The 16,856-nt window shown below is 65.0% G+C and carries 17 protein-coding genes; 5 read left to right on the top strand and 12 right to left on the bottom strand.

The genetic code is table 11. The features are described 5' to 3' along the window. The first annotated feature begins 202 nt into the window (after positions 1-202). Complete coding sequence (locus PVW48_RS10865; RefSeq protein ID WP_012176798.1) at positions 203-1,255, top strand: TRAP transporter substrate-binding protein; 1,053 nt, start codon at positions 203-205, stop codon at positions 1,253-1,255. Between the two features lie 121 nt (positions 1,256-1,376). On the opposite strand, the gene PVW48_RS10860 is transcribed toward PVW48_RS10865, so the two are convergent. Genes PVW48_RS10860 through PVW48_RS10850 form a run of 3 tightly spaced genes read right to left on the bottom strand, consistent with a single transcriptional unit; the run spans position 1,377 to position 3,305 of the window. After that, positions 1,377-1,553, bottom strand: coding sequence for a hypothetical protein (locus tag PVW48_RS10860; protein WP_274581345.1), 177 nt, complete (start codon positions 1,551-1,553; stop codon positions 1,377-1,379). Continuing rightward, positions 1,546-2,103, bottom strand: coding sequence for a 16S rRNA (guanine(966)-N(2))-methyltransferase RsmD (gene rsmD, locus PVW48_RS10855; protein ID WP_274581344.1), 558 nt, complete (start codon positions 2,101-2,103; stop codon positions 1,546-1,548). The genes PVW48_RS10860 and rsmD overlap by 8 nt, the downstream gene beginning before the upstream one ends. Then, positions 2,100-3,305 carry an NAD(P)/FAD-dependent oxidoreductase gene (locus PVW48_RS10850; protein ID WP_274581343.1) on the bottom strand — a complete coding sequence of 402 codons (1,206 nt, stop codon included), beginning with the start codon at positions 3,303-3,305 and terminating at the stop codon, positions 2,100-2,102. Before PVW48_RS10850 ends, rsmD begins: the two co-directional genes overlap by 4 nt. 86 nt (positions 3,306-3,391) lie before the next feature. On the opposite strand from PVW48_RS10850, the gene PVW48_RS10845 reads away from it, so the two are divergent. Next, positions 3,392-3,874, top strand: coding sequence for a peroxiredoxin (locus tag PVW48_RS10845; protein ID WP_012176795.1), 483 nt, complete (start codon positions 3,392-3,394; stop codon positions 3,872-3,874). Between the two features lie 55 nt (positions 3,875-3,929). Here PVW48_RS10845 and zapE read toward each other — a convergent pair whose 3' ends face one another. Further along, a complete protein-coding gene (gene zapE, locus PVW48_RS10840; protein ID WP_044027567.1) occupies positions 3,930-5,012 on the bottom strand; it encodes a cell division protein ZapE in 1,083 nt (360 codons plus the stop codon). Positions 5,013-5,119: 107 nt separating this feature from the next. Between zapE and PVW48_RS10835 the strand changes: the two genes are divergently transcribed. Next, positions 5,120-6,355 (top strand): MFS transporter, encoded by a 1,236-nt coding sequence (locus tag PVW48_RS10835; protein WP_274581342.1) that lies wholly within the window; start codon positions 5,120-5,122, stop codon positions 6,353-6,355. Between the two features lie 90 nt (positions 6,356-6,445). On the opposite strand, the gene PVW48_RS10830 is transcribed toward PVW48_RS10835, so the two are convergent. Together PVW48_RS10830 and PVW48_RS10825 are read right to left on the bottom strand one after the other, a co-directional pair. Beyond that, positions 6,446-6,898, bottom strand: coding sequence for a YaiI/YqxD family protein (locus PVW48_RS10830; protein WP_274581341.1), 453 nt, complete (start codon positions 6,896-6,898; stop codon positions 6,446-6,448). Further along, positions 6,898-7,833, bottom strand: a complete 936-nt coding sequence (locus tag PVW48_RS10825; RefSeq protein ID WP_012176791.1) for an AEC family transporter — start codon at positions 7,831-7,833, stop codon at positions 6,898-6,900. Before PVW48_RS10825 ends, PVW48_RS10830 begins: the two co-directional genes overlap by 1 nt. Positions 7,834-8,143: 310 nt before the next feature. On the opposite strand from PVW48_RS10825, the gene PVW48_RS10820 reads away from it, so the two are divergent. After that, positions 8,144-8,965 carry a GT-D fold domain-containing protein gene (locus PVW48_RS10820; protein ID WP_274581340.1) on the top strand — a complete coding sequence of 274 codons (822 nt, stop codon included), beginning with the start codon at positions 8,144-8,146 and terminating at the stop codon, positions 8,963-8,965. Positions 8,966-8,972: 7 nt separating this feature from the next. Here PVW48_RS10820 and mbfA read toward each other — a convergent pair whose 3' ends face one another. Then, a complete protein-coding gene (gene mbfA / locus PVW48_RS10815) occupies positions 8,973-9,944 on the bottom strand; it encodes an iron exporter MbfA (RefSeq protein WP_012176789.1) in 972 nt (323 codons plus the stop codon). A gap of 119 nt (positions 9,945-10,063) precedes the next feature. Here mbfA and PVW48_RS10810 point away from each other — a divergent pair, with 119 nt between their 5' ends. Then, positions 10,064-10,687, top strand: coding sequence for a TetR/AcrR family transcriptional regulator (locus tag PVW48_RS10810; protein ID WP_012176788.1), 624 nt, complete (start codon positions 10,064-10,066; stop codon positions 10,685-10,687). Here PVW48_RS10810 and PVW48_RS10805 read toward each other — a convergent pair. The 5 genes from PVW48_RS10805 to PVW48_RS10785 form a co-directional block, all read right to left on the bottom strand. Beyond that, positions 10,684-11,394, bottom strand: a complete 711-nt coding sequence (locus PVW48_RS10805) for an NYN domain-containing protein (protein WP_012176787.1) — start codon at positions 11,392-11,394, stop codon at positions 10,684-10,686. The two genes, PVW48_RS10810 and PVW48_RS10805, sit on opposite strands and share 4 nt — an antisense overlap. A gap of 11 nt (positions 11,395-11,405) precedes the next feature. Further along, on the bottom strand, positions 11,406-11,894 hold the full coding sequence (locus PVW48_RS10800) for a GNAT family N-acetyltransferase (RefSeq protein WP_274581339.1): 489 nt from the start codon (positions 11,892-11,894) through the stop codon (positions 11,406-11,408). Continuing rightward, complete coding sequence (locus tag PVW48_RS10795; RefSeq protein ID WP_274581338.1) at positions 11,891-13,003, bottom strand: S-(hydroxymethyl)glutathione dehydrogenase/class III alcohol dehydrogenase; 1,113 nt, start codon at positions 13,001-13,003, stop codon at positions 11,891-11,893. Before PVW48_RS10795 ends, PVW48_RS10800 begins: the two co-directional genes overlap by 4 nt. Positions 13,004-13,108: 105 nt before the next feature. Further along, positions 13,109-16,093 carry an error-prone DNA polymerase gene (locus PVW48_RS10790; protein WP_274581337.1) on the bottom strand — a complete coding sequence of 995 codons (2,985 nt, stop codon included), beginning with the start codon at positions 16,091-16,093 and terminating at the stop codon, positions 13,109-13,111. A 279-nt stretch (positions 16,094-16,372) separates the two neighbouring features. Further along, the gene (locus PVW48_RS10785; RefSeq protein WP_274581336.1) at positions 16,373-16,855 is read right to left on the bottom strand and encodes an RNA pyrophosphohydrolase; all 483 of its coding nucleotides are present in this window, start codon (positions 16,853-16,855) and stop codon (positions 16,373-16,375) included. Position 16,856: the final 1 nt, after the last annotated feature.

Below are 16,856 nucleotides of genomic sequence, written 5' to 3'. Positions count from 1 at the left end.
CTCCAAACGCGCGACATAGATCTCGTACCGGCTCAGACAGTTTCCCCGAGCTTTTGACAACATGGCCAATTGGTTGCGATGTCGTGCCACGGCCCGTGCTTGCGAGCCAGTTGCAACAGGGGCGTTTTACACCTAGCTGAACGTCAGTGCAGCGCGTATGTCAGCACCGACCTGTTCTTAACCGATCCAGGAGGCCCCTGCGATGACCTTCCTCTCAAAGACCGCGGCTCTGACCATGCTGGCCGTGTCGGCCACATCCCTGCCCAGCCTTGCGCAGGAGGTCACGCTCCGCTTCCAGCACTTCGTCTCGCCTCTCAGCGCGAATCCCACCTATTTCATGGAACCATGGGCGCGGAAGATCGAGGCCGACAGCAACGGTCGGATCAAGGTGGAACTCTACCCGTTCATGCAACTCGGCGGCAAAGCCCCGAACATGTACGACCTGATCCGCGATGGCGCGGTGGATGGCGGTTGGGTGATCCCCGGCTACCAGCCCGGCCGCTTCCCCGAGGCCGAGGCATTGGAACTGCCCTTCATGACGACCAAGACGGGGGAGGACGCCTCCAAGGCGGCCTGGGTCTATACCCAGAAGCACCTGATGGACGATTTCGCCGACGTGAAAGTGATCGCCGCCCACATGCACGGGCGTGGCCTCGTGCACAAGAAAGGCCCCGCGATTGCGGAACTGAGCGATTTCGAGGGCCTGAAGCTGCGCGGACCGTCTCGTCCAGCGACCCTGCTGCTGCGCGAGATGGGCGCGACCCCGGTCGGCATGGCCGTGCCCGCATTCCCCGAGGCGTTGTCCCGCGGCGTGGTCGACGGAGGCGTGATCACATGGGAAATGTCGCCCTCCCTCAAGCTCGATGAGCTGACCGACAGCCACACAGACGTGGCGGGCGACAAGAGCCTCTACAACCTTTTCTTCCTCTGGGCGATGAACAAGGCGAAGTATGACAGCCTGCCCGACGACCTGAAGGCCGTGATCGACGCCAATTCCGGTTTCGCCGCCTCGGCCTGGGCTGGGCGCGCCCATGACACCGGAGACGCCGAAGGTAAGCAGGCCATGGCCGATGCCGGCAACGAGATCGCCACCATGTCCGAGGAGTTGACCGCCGAGATCGTCACTCTCGGCGAGGCCGTAACCGAAACCTGGATCGCCGAGATGACCGACAAGGGGCTTGATGGTGCAGGGCTCGTCGCCGATGCGCGCGCGGCTGTGCAAGTGACCCGTTCCGACAACCAACCGCTCAACTAAGCCACGCGCGTATTCCGCAGGCCCGATCGTGCAGGGCCTGCATTACAGGGTTAGGTCCGGAAGTATCCCTGGGGAGCACGGGGCTGGCCCCTGCTCCGCCATGATCAAGCCTGCCCTCGGTTCACTCCCGGTCCCCAGCCGCCCAGTCTTCCCAAAGCCGCAGCAGAACGGGGCGCCCGCCATAACTGCTCAGGCAATCGCCGATCAGAACGGGCCCGGGCCGTGGCGGTCGCGGGACTTGGCGCACCGCCTTCTCGGAAACGGCTACGCGCGCGTCGAAAACGGAACTGTCAGACATCGCGTGCCTCCAACACGGTCACATGGGTGCCACCATAGCGCCGCTGGTCGCGTAGATCAAAACCCGGCGGCGGGTCTTGGGGCGCATCCTCTTCCCAGACAATCAAGGCCCCCGGTGCGATCCAGTCCCGCTGCGCAAGCGCGCGCACGCCGAGCCCCTGACCGTAAGGCGGGTCGAGAAACACGAGATCGAACGGCGCCACTTCCGGCGGGCCGAGCTTGCAGGCATCGCTGCGCCGCACGCGGGTCTCTGCGGCCACTCCGAGGCTTCGGATGTTGTCGGCCAGCAGCCGCTGGGCCACGCGGCCCGTTTCCACGAAGGTGACATGAGCCGCGCCGCGCGACAGCGCCTCCAGCCCGAGCGCTCCGGTGCCAGCGAACAGGTCCAGCACCCGGGCGCCGGTGATCGGGTCGCCGTACGCGCCCGATGTCAGGGATGAAAACAGCGCCTCGCGCACCCGGTCCGGTGTCGGGCGCAGATGTGCCGCCGCATCGCCCTTGCCCAGGCTCGCAAGCTTGCGCCCTCCGAACCGACCGGCGATGATCCTCATGCCCGCATCAGATCCTTGAGCTCGGTCGCCGGGTCTGCGACCAGCGTCGCGTCCGGGCTCTTGCCCCCCTCGATCAACCGCTTGCCGACCATGTAGGCCCGCGGCGCGTTCATCGCATCCACCGCCAGCAGGGTGTTACCCGCGTAATACCAATGCGAGATCGCACCAGCGTCATCGCGTACAACCACCCGGTCATAGCCCGTGTTCAATCCGGCAATCTGCAACTTCACATCGTACTGATCCGACCAGAACCACGGCTTCGGAACATAGGGCGTCTCTGCCCCCAGCATGTTGGCCGCCACCGCTTCGGCCTGGTCGATGGCGTTCTGCACCGATTCCAGCCGGATGCGCGCCCCGCGATGGGGCAGAGAGGCACAGTCGCCAGCGGCCCAGACCCCGGGTGCCGATGTCCGGCCTAGGGCGTCCACGGCGATCCCGTTGTCGAGGGCGACGCCCGCCGCCGCGGCCAGATCCGTGGCAGGTGCGATCCCGACGCCCACGATCACCAGATCCAGCGCCAATTCGCTCCCGTCGCTGAGCCGCGCGCCCGTCACTGCGCCCTCTCCTGTGAGCCTGTCGAGCCCCACGCCCTCGCGCAGATCGACACCATGATCCGCGTGGAGCTTGCGGAAGAACGCAGAGGTCTCGGGCGCCGCTACCCGCTGGAGGATCCGGTCGGCCATCTCCACCAGCGTGACCCGAAGGCCAAGCTTGGACGCCACTGCCGCGGCCTCCAGCCCGATATAACCGCCCCCCACGATCAACACATGTTTGCCCGCGCTCATCTGCGGCGCCATCGCGTCCACATCCGCCAAGGTGCGTACCGTGAACACGCCGTCCAGCGTCCCGCCGATGGAGGCGGGCAACCGCCGTGGCACAGACCCGGTGGTGAAGGCCAGCTGGTCGTAGGACAACCTCTCATCCCCCAGAAACACCTCGCGCGCCCCGGTATCGACGGCACTCACCGGCGTGCCCAGCTTCAGGGTTATGTCGTTTTCTGCGTAGTACCGCGCAGGCCGCAGATAGAGCCGCTCCTCCGCCATATCCCCCAGAAGATACCCCTTGGAGAGCGGCGGGCGCTGATAAGGCGGCACGGGCTCTTCTCCGACCAGGGTGACCGCACCCTTATGGCCCAGCACCCGCAGCTTCGCGACGAGGGACGCGCCTGCCTGCCCGGCGCCGATGACAACAATGTGGGACATGGGGAGTTCCGTTTTCGCTCTGGTGTCCGGGTTGTACAAGGCTATATGGCGGACGTGAAGAAACGCAACGCGGAGGGAGACAAGCGATGCAAGTGGGTGACAAACTACCCGAGGCCGATCTGATCAAGCTGGGCGCTGATGGACCGGAAACCGTGTCGGTGTCGAGCCTGACGGCAGGGCGCAAGGTGATCCTGTTCGCGGTGCCGGGGGCCTATACCCCGACCTGCCACTCGGCCCATGTGCCGAGCTTCGTGCGCACCAAGGACGCGTTCGCCGCAAAGGGCGTGGACGAGATCATCTGTGTGTCGGTCAACGATCCCTTCGTCATGAAGGCCTGGGGCGAGGCGACCGGGGCCGCAGATGCGGGCATCACCATGCTGGGCGATCCCGGCAGCGAGTTTACCAAGGCGATCGGCATGGATTTCGACGCCCCGCCAGCGGGGCTTCATGCCCGCTCCAAGCGCTATGCGCTCTATGCCGAGGACGGTGTGGTCAAAGTGCTCCATGCCGAGGAAAACCCGGGCGTTTGCGAGACCTCCGGCGGCGAGGCAATGCTCGACGCGATCTGACACGCCGGACGGGGCCGGGCGCAGTGCACGGCGCAGCCCCCCGGCCCCGTCCAGCTCAGTCCGTGCGACCCCAGTCGGCATCCTGCATCTCACGAAGACGCGACGCCGTACGCTCGAATTCGAACGTGCCTTCGCCCTCGATGTAGAGCATCTCCGGCGCAGCCGCGGCCGAGCAGATCAATTGCACCTTCGCCTCGTAGAGCGCATCGATCAGGGTGACGAAGCGCTTGGCCTCGTTGAAGTTCGACCGGCCAAGCTGTGGAATGTCGTCGATCATCAACACCCGCACCGCACCCGCCAGCGCAAGGTAGTCCCCGGCGCCCAGCGGCTGACCGCACAGCTCCCAGAACCGCATCCGCGCAACCCCGTTGTGATAGCGCGGGATCTCCACCGCGCGCCCCTTCACGGTCAGGGTCAGGGGGTGGTTCTCGCCGCCGGTCAGATCCTCCCAGATCGCGTCCAGCTTTTCCCGCGCCTCCGCGCCCCTCAGCGCGAAATAGCGCTGCGCGCCGGTGAGACGGTTCTGCCGGTAGTCGGTCTCCGAAACCAGCTCGTGAACGATAAGCCGCTCCTTGATCGTCTCGATAAATGGCAGGAACAGGTCGCGGTTCAGCCCGTTCTTGTAAAGGTCATCGGGTACCCGGTTCGACGTGGTCACGATCACCACCCCATCCGCAAAGAGCAGATCGAACAGACGCCCCACCAGCATGGCATCGGTGATGTCGGTGATCTGCATCTCGTCGAAACACAACAGCCGCGTGGTCCGCGCCACATCCGCGGCCACCGGCGCCAAAGCATCCTCGACCCCGGTCTGGCGGGCGGCATGCAGGGCGGCATGCATTTCCTGCATGAACGCATGGAAATGCACCCGGCGTTTTTCGGCTATCGGGGCCGCCGCAAAGAACAAGTCCATCAGCATGGATTTGCCGCGCCCCACCCCGCCCCAGAGATACGCCCCGCGCTTGCCCTCAGGCGCCTGCGGCTTGGCAAAGCGTTTCAGAAAGGAGCGTTTGGGCACAGGAGCTGCCAAGGCCGCGCCGACCTCTTCGAGCACGTGCAGCGCGGCCACTTGTGCGGCGTCGGCGGTGATCTCTCCGTCCGCGACAAGGGCATGGTAGCGCGCGATCAGGTCGGTCATCTGTCTCTCTCGGGGCCTTTGGCGTGGGCTGACGGTTAAGCGATCCTGATGCGAAGGGCCAGAATTATTGATTTGCCCGCGCCGCATCCTCGGCGCAACGTGGCGCCATGGAACACCGCGCCCCCCTCGTCACCCCGGTCCTTCTGGCCGGGTGCGTCATCATCCTCGTGAGCTTCGCGATCCGGTCCGCCTTCGGAGTGTTCCAGATCCCGATCCAAGAGGAGTTCGGCTGGCTGCGGGCGGAGTTTTCGCTCGCCATCGCAATCCAGAACCTCGCCTGGGGGATCGGCGCCCCGCTCTTCGGCGCCATCGCCGAACGGTTCACCGACCGCAAGGCCATCATGCTGGGCATCGCGCTTTACACTGTCGGGCTCCTGCTGAGCGCGGTGGCGACCACACCGATGCAGCACAACCTGCTGGAGATGCTTGTAGGCTTCGGCATCGCGGGGACCGGGATGGGGCTGATCCTGGCTATCGTCGGGCGGGCAAGCTCGGACGAGAATCGGTCCATGGCGCTCGCCATCGCGACCGCGGCGGGCTCCGGCGGGCAGATCTTCGGCCCCCCCGTGGCCGAGGCGCTCCTAAGCATCGTATCGCTGCAAGCGGTGTTCGTGATCTTCGCGCTCGCGGTGCTCTCGACGCTGTTGGTCCTGCCGGCCTTGAAGGCGAGACCCGGCGCGACGCCGACCCTGTCCGAACCCATGGGCCCTGCCGTCGCCCGCGCCTTGAAGGACCCGAATTTCACCCTGATCTTTCTTGGATTCTTTTCATGCGGCTATCAGCTCGGCTTCATCACCGCGCATTTCCCGGCCTTCGTGACCGAGCTTTGCGGGCCGATCTCCCCCGGCGGCATGCTTGCCGGGCTTGGGATCACCACGACCTCGGCCCTTGGCGCCATCGCTATCTCGCTGATCGGTGTCGCCAATATCGCGGGCGTTCTCGCGGCGGGCTGGGCGGGCAAGCGGTACCGCAAGAAATCCCTATTGGCGGGCATCTACCTTGCGCGCACCCTTGTGGCTGCGGCCTTCATCATGGTGCCCATCACGCCCGAAACCGTGATCCTGTTCTCCCTCGGCATGGGCGCGCTGTGGCTTGCCACGGTGCCGCTGACCTCCGGGCTGGTCGCCCATCTCTACGGGGTCAGATACATGGGCACGCTTTACGGGGTCGTGTTCCTGAGCCACCAGATCGGTAGCTTCATGGGCGTCTGGCTGGGCGGCAGGCTCCATGACCTTTACGGCGACTATACGCTGGTCTGGTGGGTTGGTGTCGGCGTCGGGCTGTTCTCGGCGCTCGTCCATTTGCCAATCAAGGAACGGCCCGCGAGCCCGCTGCCCGCCTGACGCCTTTTCCTCAAGGACCTTATAGCCTGGTGGTCAACGCGCGTAGCGCCCGAGGCGCGCACGCTCCGTGACGCAAGAGGTCCACTGCCCTCATCCAGCAGTCTTCGCTGCGCGGATCGCGCGCTCCAGCGCATCGAGAAACCGCGAGCGGTCGGCCTTGGAAAAGGCGCGTCCACCGCCCTGCCGAAACGGGTCAGCCGCCCGCAGATCGGACATCAGATCCCGGGTCGCCAGCACATTGCCGATATTGGCCCGGGTCAGGCGCTCGCCATTATGCTTGAGCACCTCTGCCCCGGCCTCCACGCATTTCGCGGCCAAGGGAATGTCGCCGGTCACCACCACATCGCCAGGCCCCGCACGCTCGGCGATCCACATATCCGCAAGGTCCGGCCCGTCCGGCACGAAGACCATCTCGACCAGCGGGTTCTGCGACGGGCGCAACCCCCCATTGGAGACCACGAACATCTTCACCCCGTGCCGGGTGGCAACCCTTTCCGCCTCGACCTTCACCGGGCAGGCATCCGCGTCGATATAGAGCGCCATCAGCCCATAGGCCCCACCCAGGCAATCACCGCCGACAGGGTCAGGATGCTCAGGGCCGTGGACACGAGGATCGTCGCCGACACCCGGGCTGGCGCGACCCCGTAATGCTGGGCCAGGATATAGACATTCCCGGCGGTGGGAAGGGCAGCAGCGGCAATCATCACCCCGGCGGCATAGGCATCCTCTACCGGGAAGATCACCAGCGCGGCCAGGGCAACCGCCGCCGGATGTAGCACCAGCTTGCAGAAAGACAGCCAACCCGCGACCTCCAGCCTCTCGGCGGATTTCGTGGCCAGCGATGCGCCGATCGCGAACAGCGCCCCGGGCGTGGCGGCCGACCCGATGATGTCGAGAAACGCGTTCATCGGCCCGGGGATCGGCAGGCGCAATGCCGACCAGGCCAGGCCAAGCGAGATCGACACGATCATCGGGTTCTTCAGCAGGCCGAGCCCCACCGATTGCAGCACACCGAGAGAGACCCGCCCGTCCCGCGATCCCGTGATCAGGATCACGATCAGGCTGCCGAACACGATCAGATCCACGGTCAGCACCAGCATCACCGGCCCCACTGCCGCCTCGCCCAAAAGCAGCACCAGCATCGGAATGCCAAGAAAGCCCACATTGCCGATCACCGCGCATTGCGCCTCCACCGCGGCCTCAGAGACATTGAGCTTGCGGATCAGCGCCACCGCCGTGGCGAGCAGATAGATCACGCCCGTGGCCCAGAGATAGGCCCAGACGAACTGCCAATCGAGAATGTCCGACAACGTGAGGTTCGCCGCAAACCGGAACAGCATCGCCGAGAGCGCGAAATAGAACACGAACTTGGTCAGATAGGCCGTCGCCTCCGGCGAGAAGAAATTGGTCCGTCCCGCCCCATAGCCCAACGCGATGATGGCAAAGAACGGCAGGGTCTGAAGAAAAATCGCCACCATGGCGTCACCTTACAGAAGCCCGGGTCGGGGCCAAGGGGCAAGCGCAACGCTGTATGGAATGCGGCGCGTGCGTGGACGGCAGGCCACGGCTCAGGGCTTGCAATCAGGGGTGGGGTAACGCGCAATTGACCGCAACGTAACCGCGGCCTAGCGTCCGGGTTCGAGTAATCCGGTACAAGGAGAGGGCGCGATGGCCCTTCCGATCGAACTCTCGGACGCTCTGACCGGGCCCGAGGTGGAAAAGCGCCTTTCCCATGCCCTCGATGAAAGGTTGCCGTTCTCCTTTGTTCGGATCGGCGATGGCGAAGGCATGGCGCTGGCCCGGCAAGGAGGGCCGCGCGATCCCCTGCGCCCCTCCATCCTCCAGGCTTTCGGACCCGCATACGATCAGCCAAGAGCCGATGCCTTGGGCGAACATCTCGACCGAGCTGTCGGCCATGCCAGCATCCTCGGCCTGCGCGCGGAGGTACTTTACCTATCCCTGACCGCCGACGATTTCAAAGCGCCCAAGGACGCTTTTCTGTTGCGGTACAAGCGGTCCACCGAGGGTCACGAACCTGCCGAAAAGAAACACGATTATCAATCCGCCTTGCGACTGGCCCACATGGTGTTCGCCCTCGAAAGGCTCGGGGTGTCCAACGCGCGCCCCGTTTCCAGCGCGTGGGTCCATTACGACCTTCTCGCAAGCGGCTATCTTGCGCGCCTCGTTCTCAAGGCACCTCGGATCGGGCTTATTTCATGCCGCAGGTCCGTTGCGCGAAAGATCATGACGGCCCGGACCGGCCCCACCCTTTTCTTCCCGGTTCTCGAACATTTCGGCCGCGAGAAAACCCTGGGCGTCACGCCGGAACACTGGTGGCAAAGCATGGAGACAGTCTCCAGAAGTCTGACGGATGTCCGTCCCGGGGATGTTTTTCTTATCGGCGCCGGGATCTGGGGCAAAGCCTACTGCGAACAGGTGCGCGCACAGGGTGGGATCGCAATCGACATGGGCTCTGCGCTGGACATCTGGGCAGGGATCAACACCCGACCCAGTGTGATGCCCCTGTGGTTTGAAGCCTTCCCCGACACACCGCCCGGCGAAGTCCCCAGGGAACTCCGCCTCGAAAGCCAACTCGCCGCGCTGGCCTAGGCGGCACTCAACCCGACCCGATCAGAATACCGGCGGCCAACACGAGCGCACCGCCCACCACGACCTGGAGAGCCGCGCGGAAGAACGGCGTTTCCATATAGGTTTTCTGAATCCAGGCAATCGCCCAAAGCTCGAAGAACACCACGATCACGGCGATGGTCGTTGCGGTCCAGAAATCCGGGATGAGATAGGGCAGGGCGTGACCCAAGCCGCCCAGTGTGGTCATCACCCCGGAGGCCAACCCCCTTTTCCACGGCGCACCGCGTCCCGACAAGGCCCCGTCATCCGAAGCCGCCTCGGTGAATCCCATGGAGATCCCGGCGCCGACGCTGGCAGCAAGCCCGACGAGGAAAGTCGACCAGGTGTCTCCGGTTGCGAAGGCGGCGGCAAAGATCGGGGCAAGCGTAGAGACCGACCCGTCCATCAGCCCCGCGAGGCCGGGCTGTACCCAGGTCAGGACGAATTGGCGTTTCGCGACTGCCTCTTCCTGCTCCGCGGCCTCGGAACTGACCTTGCCGGTCAGGGTCTCCGCCTTGCGGGCATGGGCATCCTCCGCCGCGGCGAGCCAGCCGAGCAGTTTGCGCGTCCCTGCATCCTGTGAGCGCTGCGCGGCGGCGTGGTAAAACGCGCCTGCGTCGCGCTCCATGATCGCGGCTTCCTCGCGGATCCGCTCCAGACCGAGGTTTTCCGTCAGCCAGACAGGGCGGCGGGCATAGAATCCCGCCACATGCTCGCGCCGGATCAGCGGAATGGTCTCGCCGAAGCGCTGGCGAAAGAGCTCGATCAGGCGGGCGCGATGGGTGTCTTCCTCGTCCGCCATGCCGAGGAAGACGGCCGCGGTGTCGGGGAACTCCGTGCCCAGACGTTGCGCATAAGAGCGATAGATCCGCGCGTCATCCTCTTCCGAGGAAATGGCGAGGGCGAGGATTTCCTCTTCGGTCAGGTCGGAGAACCTTTTGCGGGACAAAAGCGGGAGCATGACGAGGCCTCAAATTTAGAACGATTCTAAGTTAGGCATGTCCCCAAGGAATGCAACCACCTGCTTGAGCCGAGGCGGGTCTCCGCGATAGGATCAGTGCAAAGCATGGGACGCGCCGGATGAACCTGACATCACCCGTCAAACGGGGCCGGAAATACGATGAAGTGCTCTCTGGCGCACGGCACGTGTTTCTGCGCGACGGGTTCGACGGGGCCAGCGTGGACGACATCGCCCGCGCCGCAGGGGTCTCGAAAGCCACGGTTTACAGCTATTTTTCGGACAAACGGCTACTTTTTCTCGAAATCGCGCGGGCCGAGATCGCGACTCTGACCGACCGGGCGATGACCGATATCGACCGGACCGCACCGCCCGCACAGGTGCTGACACAAGCCGGGCAAACCATCATCGGGTTCAGCCTGTCGGTGGTCGGGTTGGGGATATTCCGTCTCTGCATCGCCGAGGGCGAGCGATTTCCCGAACTGGCCCAAGCGTTCTTCGAGGCAGGTCCGATGGCGACCCAGGCCGCGCTTTGCGACTATTTCGCCGAAGCCCAGGCGCGCGGCGAGCTGCGCATCGAAGATCCGGAATTGGCCGCCGACCAGTTCGTCGAACTGTGCCGCGCGGACCTGCAGATGCGTCTCTTGATGCGCGTGCCGCCACCGCCGTCCCCCAGGGACGTTGAGCGTGTTCTGACCGGCGCGGTGGAAATGTTTCTGGCGCGTTACGCCACCGGCCCTGTCTAGTCGAGCCGCCGGACCATCAACTGGTTGCCCACCTTCTTGGTCTCGAAGCGCTTGAGCTCTCCGATCAGGCTGCTGAGTTTGCGGTGACCGTAACTGCGCGTGTCGAAATCGGGGTTCACGGCGACGATATACTGGCCGAGCTGACCCAGCGGATACCATTCGTCGTCCTGGTTGATCTCATCCATCGCGTTCAGGATCAGCGGCACCGCGTCGGTGATCTGCTCCTGCGGGGCGGCCTTGCCAGACCCGGCCGCATCCGGCCCGGCCTGCACGATATTTTCGATGAAGATGAACCGGTTGCAGACATTGCGCAGGCTTTCGGGGGCTTTCTTCTCGCCGATGCCGATCACCTCCTTGCCATCTTCGCGCAGCCGGTTGGCGAGGCTGGTGAAATCACTGTCGGAGCTGACCAGAACGAAGCCGTCGAACCGCCCGCCGTGCAGGATATCCATGGCGTCGATCACCAACCCGATGTCAGAGGCATTCTTGCCCGTGGTATTGGCAGTGTCCTGATGGGCCACCAGCCCCAGGCTCAGGACCTTGTCCGCCCAGTTGCGCAAACGCCCGCTGGACCAGTCGCCATAGACCCGGCGCAAGGCAGGCTCGCCGATCGAGGCGACCTCTTTCAGGATCGCTTCGGCGAATTTGGCGGGCACGTTGTCGGCGTCGATCAGAACGGCAAGCAGGGGACGGTCGCGATTTGGCACGGGGCCTCCGGTCAAAGTTGTTTCCACATGACATAGGCATCCACGAGCCCGTCGGCAGGGTGACGGAACGCCTCGGGCAGGGTTGCGATAATCCGAAACCCGGCGGACTTCCACAGGGCAATCGCGCTCAGGTTGTTGGACACCACGCAATTATACTGCATCGCGCGGAAACCTGCCTCTCGCGCGGCCTCCAGCGAATGGGCGAGCATCCTGCGCGCCACGCCCCGGCCCCGCGCTGCCGCGGCCGTGACATAGCCGCAATTGCAGATGTGGTCCGCATTCCCGTCGAAATTCGCGGCCAGGTAGTAGGTGCCGACAACCGCCCCCTCGTCCTCGGCCACGAAGGTTCTGCGCGACGGCGCCAGCCAGTAGTTCCGCGCATCGTGTTCCGAGATATCAGGGGCAACCGCATAGGTTTCCCCGGACCGGAAGACCGGGCGCAGCATCTCCCAGATCGCGGGCCAGTCAGAGGCCTCGGCCGTCCGAACCGTGACGCTCAATAGATGACAACGGACCGGATCGACTCGCCCGCATGCATCAGATCGAAGCCGGTGTTGATGTCCGACAGGGGCATTGTGTGGGTGATCATCGGATCGATCTCGATCTTGCCGTCCATGTACCAGTCCACGATCTCCGGCACATCCGTCCGACCCCGCGCGCCGCCAAAAGCAGTGCCGCGCCAGACCCGGCCCGTGACCAGTTGGAAGGGCCGCGTCGCGATCTCGGCACCAGCCGGGGCCACGCCGATGATGATGCTCTCGCCCCAGCCCTTATGAGCGGATTCGAGGGCCGCGCGCATCACCTGCACATTGCCGGTGGCGTCGAAGGTATAGTCCGCGCCGCCCTTGGTCAGGTCCACGAGATAGGGTACGAGATCGCCCTCGACCTCCGCCGGGTTGACGAAATCGGTCATGCCGAACCGCTCCGCCATGGGGATCTTGTCGGGGTTCAGGTCCACACCGACGATCTGGTCGGCGCCGGCAAGCCGCAGCCCCTGGATCACGTTCAGCCCGATACCCCCCAGCCCGAAGACGATTGCACGGCTGCCGATCTCGACCTTGGCGGTGTTGATCACTGCCCCGATGCCGGTAGTCACGCCGCAGCCGATATAGCAGATCTTGTCGAAGGGCGCGTCGGGCCGCACCTTGGCCAGCGCGATCTCGGGCAGGACCGTGTGGTTCGCGAAGGTCGAACAGCCCATGTAATGCAGGATCGGGTCGCCATCGAGGGTGGAGAACCGCGAGGTGCCGTCTGGCATCAGCCCCGCCCCTTGCGTGGTTCGGATCGACTGGCAAAGGTTGGTCTTGGGGTTCAGGCAGTATTCGCACTCCCGGCATTCCGGGGTGTAGAGAGGGATCACGTGGTCCCCGGGCTTGAGGCTGGTCACGCCCGGCCCGACCTCCATCACGACCCCGGCACCCTCATGGCCCAGGATCGCAGGAAAGAGCCCCTCCGGATCCGCGCCCGACAGGGTGAACTCGTCGGTGTGACAAATCCCCGTTGCCTTGATCTCGACCAGAACCTCGCCCGCCTTGGGGCCTTCCAGGTTCACCTCCATCACTTCCAGCGGTTTGCCCGCGGCAATGGCGACGGCTGCTTTCGTGCGCATGACTGTCCCTTTCCCTTTTTCGTGCAAGATGAGGGATTTCACTGTCGACAGCAATGGCAGAAGGGGCTTGCGACCGGGCAGATCCGGAGCCTTCAACTCAAGTCGTCAAATATCCCGGGGAGCGCGAGGGGCTGGCCCCTCGCTCCGCCCTGCACCACGCGGCCCCTGCACTCGACCGGCAAGCTCCGGATCGCCCATGCCCGGGGTCAGAACATGCCGCAGCAGGGCCACGGGATGGGCCCGCAGGCTCAGGCGCATGGCCACGAAATCCTCCACCACCTCTTCGCCCAGGCTCATCGGCGGCAACACCACGGGCGGCTCGGCCCCGCCCTCTCCGTCCATGTCGCCGGAAAACAGCGGCAGAGGTGCGTCCCCCCGGATCGCGCGCGCCTGCCAGAGCGCGTCGCGGCGGCCAAGCCCCAGTTCGGCGAAGGCATCCGCCTCGGCCAAGCGGGTCAGTACGGCCTGGCCCAACCCCGCCCGGCGCCACAGGTCCGCCACCGTGCCGTAGCCATTGCCGCGCGCGCTGACGAGCCACTCGGCATCCTCCTGCGCCAGCCCCTTGACCTGGCGAAAGCCGAGGCGCAGGGCCAGCCCGCCCTGCCCGTCGGGCTCCATCGTGTTGTCCCAGAAGCTTGCATTGACGCAGACCGGGCGCACGGTCACGCCATGCTCACGGGCATCGCGCACGATCTGCGCGGGCGCATAGAACCCCATGGGCTGCGCGTTCAGCAGTGCACAGGCGAAGATGCCCGGGTGATGGCACTTGATCCAGGCTGAGGCATAAACCAGCAGCGCAAAGCTCGCCGCATGGCTTTCGGGAAAACCATAGCTGCCGAAACCCTCGATCTGGGAAAAGCATCGCTCCGCAAACGCCGTGTCATAACCGTTTTGCGCCATGCCCTTGAGAAACCGGGTGCGAAATTCCGATACGTTTCCGTGTTTCTTGAAGGTGGCCAGCGCCCGGCGCAGGCGGTCGGCCTCGGACGGGTCGAACCCCGCACCGACGATGGCGATCTGCATTGCCTGCTCCTGGAAGAGCGGCACGCCGAGGGTCTTGCTCAGCACCTCGCCCAAGGCGTCGGAGGGAAATTCCACCTGCTCCTCGCCGTTGCGGCGGCGGATGAAGGGATGGACCATGTCCCCCTGGATCGGCCCCGGGCGAACAATGGCGACCTGGATCACCAGGTCGTAGAAACAGCGCGGGCGCATCCGCGGCAGGAAGTTCATCTGGGCCCGGCTTTCCACCTGGAAAACACCGATGCTGTCCGCCCGGCAGAGCATGTCGTAGACCGCAGGATCCTCGACCGGCAGGGTGGCAAGGCTGAATTTGGCCCCGTGATGATGGGCGATCAGGTCGAATGCCTTGCGCACGCAAGACAGCATGCCGAGCGCGAGGATATCGATCTTCAGGATGCCAAGACTGTCGAGATCGTCCTTGTCCCAGCACACCACCGTGCGGTCCACCATGGTGGCGTTCTCCACCGGCACCAGCTCGTCGAGCCGGCCTTCGGTAATGATGAACCCACCCACATGCTGGCTGAGATGCCTCGGGAAGCCCTGGATTCGGTAAATCAGGTCGATGGTCTGGCGCAGACGGCGATCCGTGGGGTCGAGCCCGATCTCGCGCAAGCGCGTCTCTTCGATGCCGCGCACGGACCCGAAGCCCCAGATCTGCGAGCTGAGCGCCGAGAGCGTGTCGCTGCTCAGCCCCATGGCGCGACCCACCTCGCGCACCGCTCGCTTGCCTCGGTAGTGGATCACCGTGGCACAAAGCCCGGCGCGGTGACGACCGTAGCGTTCATAGATATGCTGGATCACCTCCTCGCGGCGCTCGTGCTCGAAATCCACGTCGATATCCGGCGGCTCGTCGCGGGCCTCGGAGACGAAGCGCTCGAACACCATGGTGCCGACCTCGGGCGAGACCGAGGTGATGCCGAGACAGTAGCAGACCACCGAATTGGCCGCCGAGCCACGCCCCTGGCATATAATGTCGCGCGAGCGGGCGAAGGCGACGATATCATTGACCGTCAGGAAATAGGGCGCATAGCCGAGCTTGCCGATCAGGCGCAGCTCATGGTCGAGCATTTTCCGGACCTTGGGCGGCGCCCCGTTGCGATATCGCCAGCGCAAACCCTCATGGGCCAATCGGGAAAGGCGATCCTGCGCGGTCTCGCCGCCCCGGGTCTCGGAGGGATACTCATAGCGTAGTTGGCTGAGGCAGAAGCTGCAGCGCGCGGCGATCTCGGCGGTCCGGTGGACAGCATCTTCATGCCCACGAAACAGACGCAGCATTTCAGCCTCGGAGCGCAGCCGCTGCTCCGCATGAGCCTGGGCGTCGCGGCCAAGATCCTCGACACGGCAACCACTGCGAATGGCGGTCAACACATCCGCGAGGCGGCGATGCCTGGCGCAATGAAACAGCGGAGCCGCCGAAGCGACCGTGGGCAGGCCCAGGGCGTCGGCCAGCGCCGCCCACCGATCGAAACGCACGCGGTCCTGGCCGTCATAAGCCGGGGTCATCAGCAGGCTGACCTTGCCGGGAAAGCGGCGCGTCAACGCCTCCGCCTGTGGCCATGTTCGGCCCGCGCCGGGCTGCACCGGCGGTGCCTCTGGCAGCCCGTGGAGGAGCAATTGCATCCCATCCGCCCCATCCAGCACATCCGCCAGGTCGAGATGGCAGCGCCCCTTGGGCGCGCGACATTGGCCGAGGGTCAAGAGCCGGCTGAGCCGAGCCCAGGCTACGCGATCCTCGGGCAGGGCGGTGATCTCGGTCCCGTCGCGCAAGCGCAATCGAGCCGCAGGCAGAAGCCGCGGCAGGTTGCGAACCGCGGCGCTATCTTCGGATCGCGGGCCGGGCCAGGGCGGCCCGATGGGACCATCCCGCGCCTCGGCCGTCGCGCACAAGTCGATTTGCCGGGCGATTTCCTTCAGTTCCGTATGGGCCCGCACAATTCCGGCCACGGAATTCACATCGGCGATGGTAAAGGCGGGTAGGCCCAGAAGGGCGGCCTTCTGCGCATAGTCTTCGGGATGGGAGGCGCCGGTCAGAAAGGTGAAATTGGACAAGGCGCAGAGTTCGACGAACATGGGCGACTCGCGTGTTCACTTTTTGTTCCCGCCCGAAGATGCCGGGCATGAAGACTTGGGTCAAGGTTCGGAATGTCGGGGGCTTTGCCCCCGGCGCTGCGCGCCTCCCCCGGAGTATTTTCGCACAGATGAAGACGCGGACGAGGCCTGCCAGGCTCAAGTCTCCAAATATCCCGGAGAGAGCGCGAGAGGGGCTGGCCCCTCTCGCCCCCCGGCGGCGCGCGCAGCGCGGCGCAACACCTTGCGTCACAACCCCGGAAGCAGAGCGGGGCACGTACCTTAAAGCCAGTCTGAGAAGGCATCGAAGACCTGCTCATAGACGTCGCGCTTGAAGGGGACGATACTGTCGAGCACCGAGGCAGGCTCCAGCCAGCGCCACTCCGAGAACTCGGGATGCGTGGTTTCGATATTGATATCCGCGTCGGAGCCAAGAAATTTCATCAGCACCCAACGCTGGGTCTGGCCCTTGTAACGGCCTTTCCAGATGCGCGGCACGATCTCCGGTGGCAGGTCGTAATTGATCCAGTCGGGGGTTTGCGCCAGCACCTCGACCTTCTCTGCCGCCACGCCGGTTTCCTCGACCAACTCCCGAAGGGCCGCCGTGCGCGCATCCTCGCCGTCTTCGATACCACCCTGGGGCATTTGCCAAGCGGGCAATTCGCTGTCATAGCGCTGGCCGGTGAACACCCGGCCAACGCCATCCCAGAGCACGACCCCCACGCATTTGCGATAGGGCAGTGCCGCAATCTCGTCCGGTGTCATG

It is taken from the genome of Dinoroseobacter sp. PD6 (assembly GCF_028807315.1).
Taxonomy (GTDB): domain Bacteria; phylum Pseudomonadota; class Alphaproteobacteria; order Rhodobacterales; family Rhodobacteraceae; genus Dinoroseobacter; species Dinoroseobacter shibae.
The sequence above is the reverse complement of the archived record's forward strand: the minus strand, read 5'-3'. Positions and strand labels throughout refer to the sequence as shown.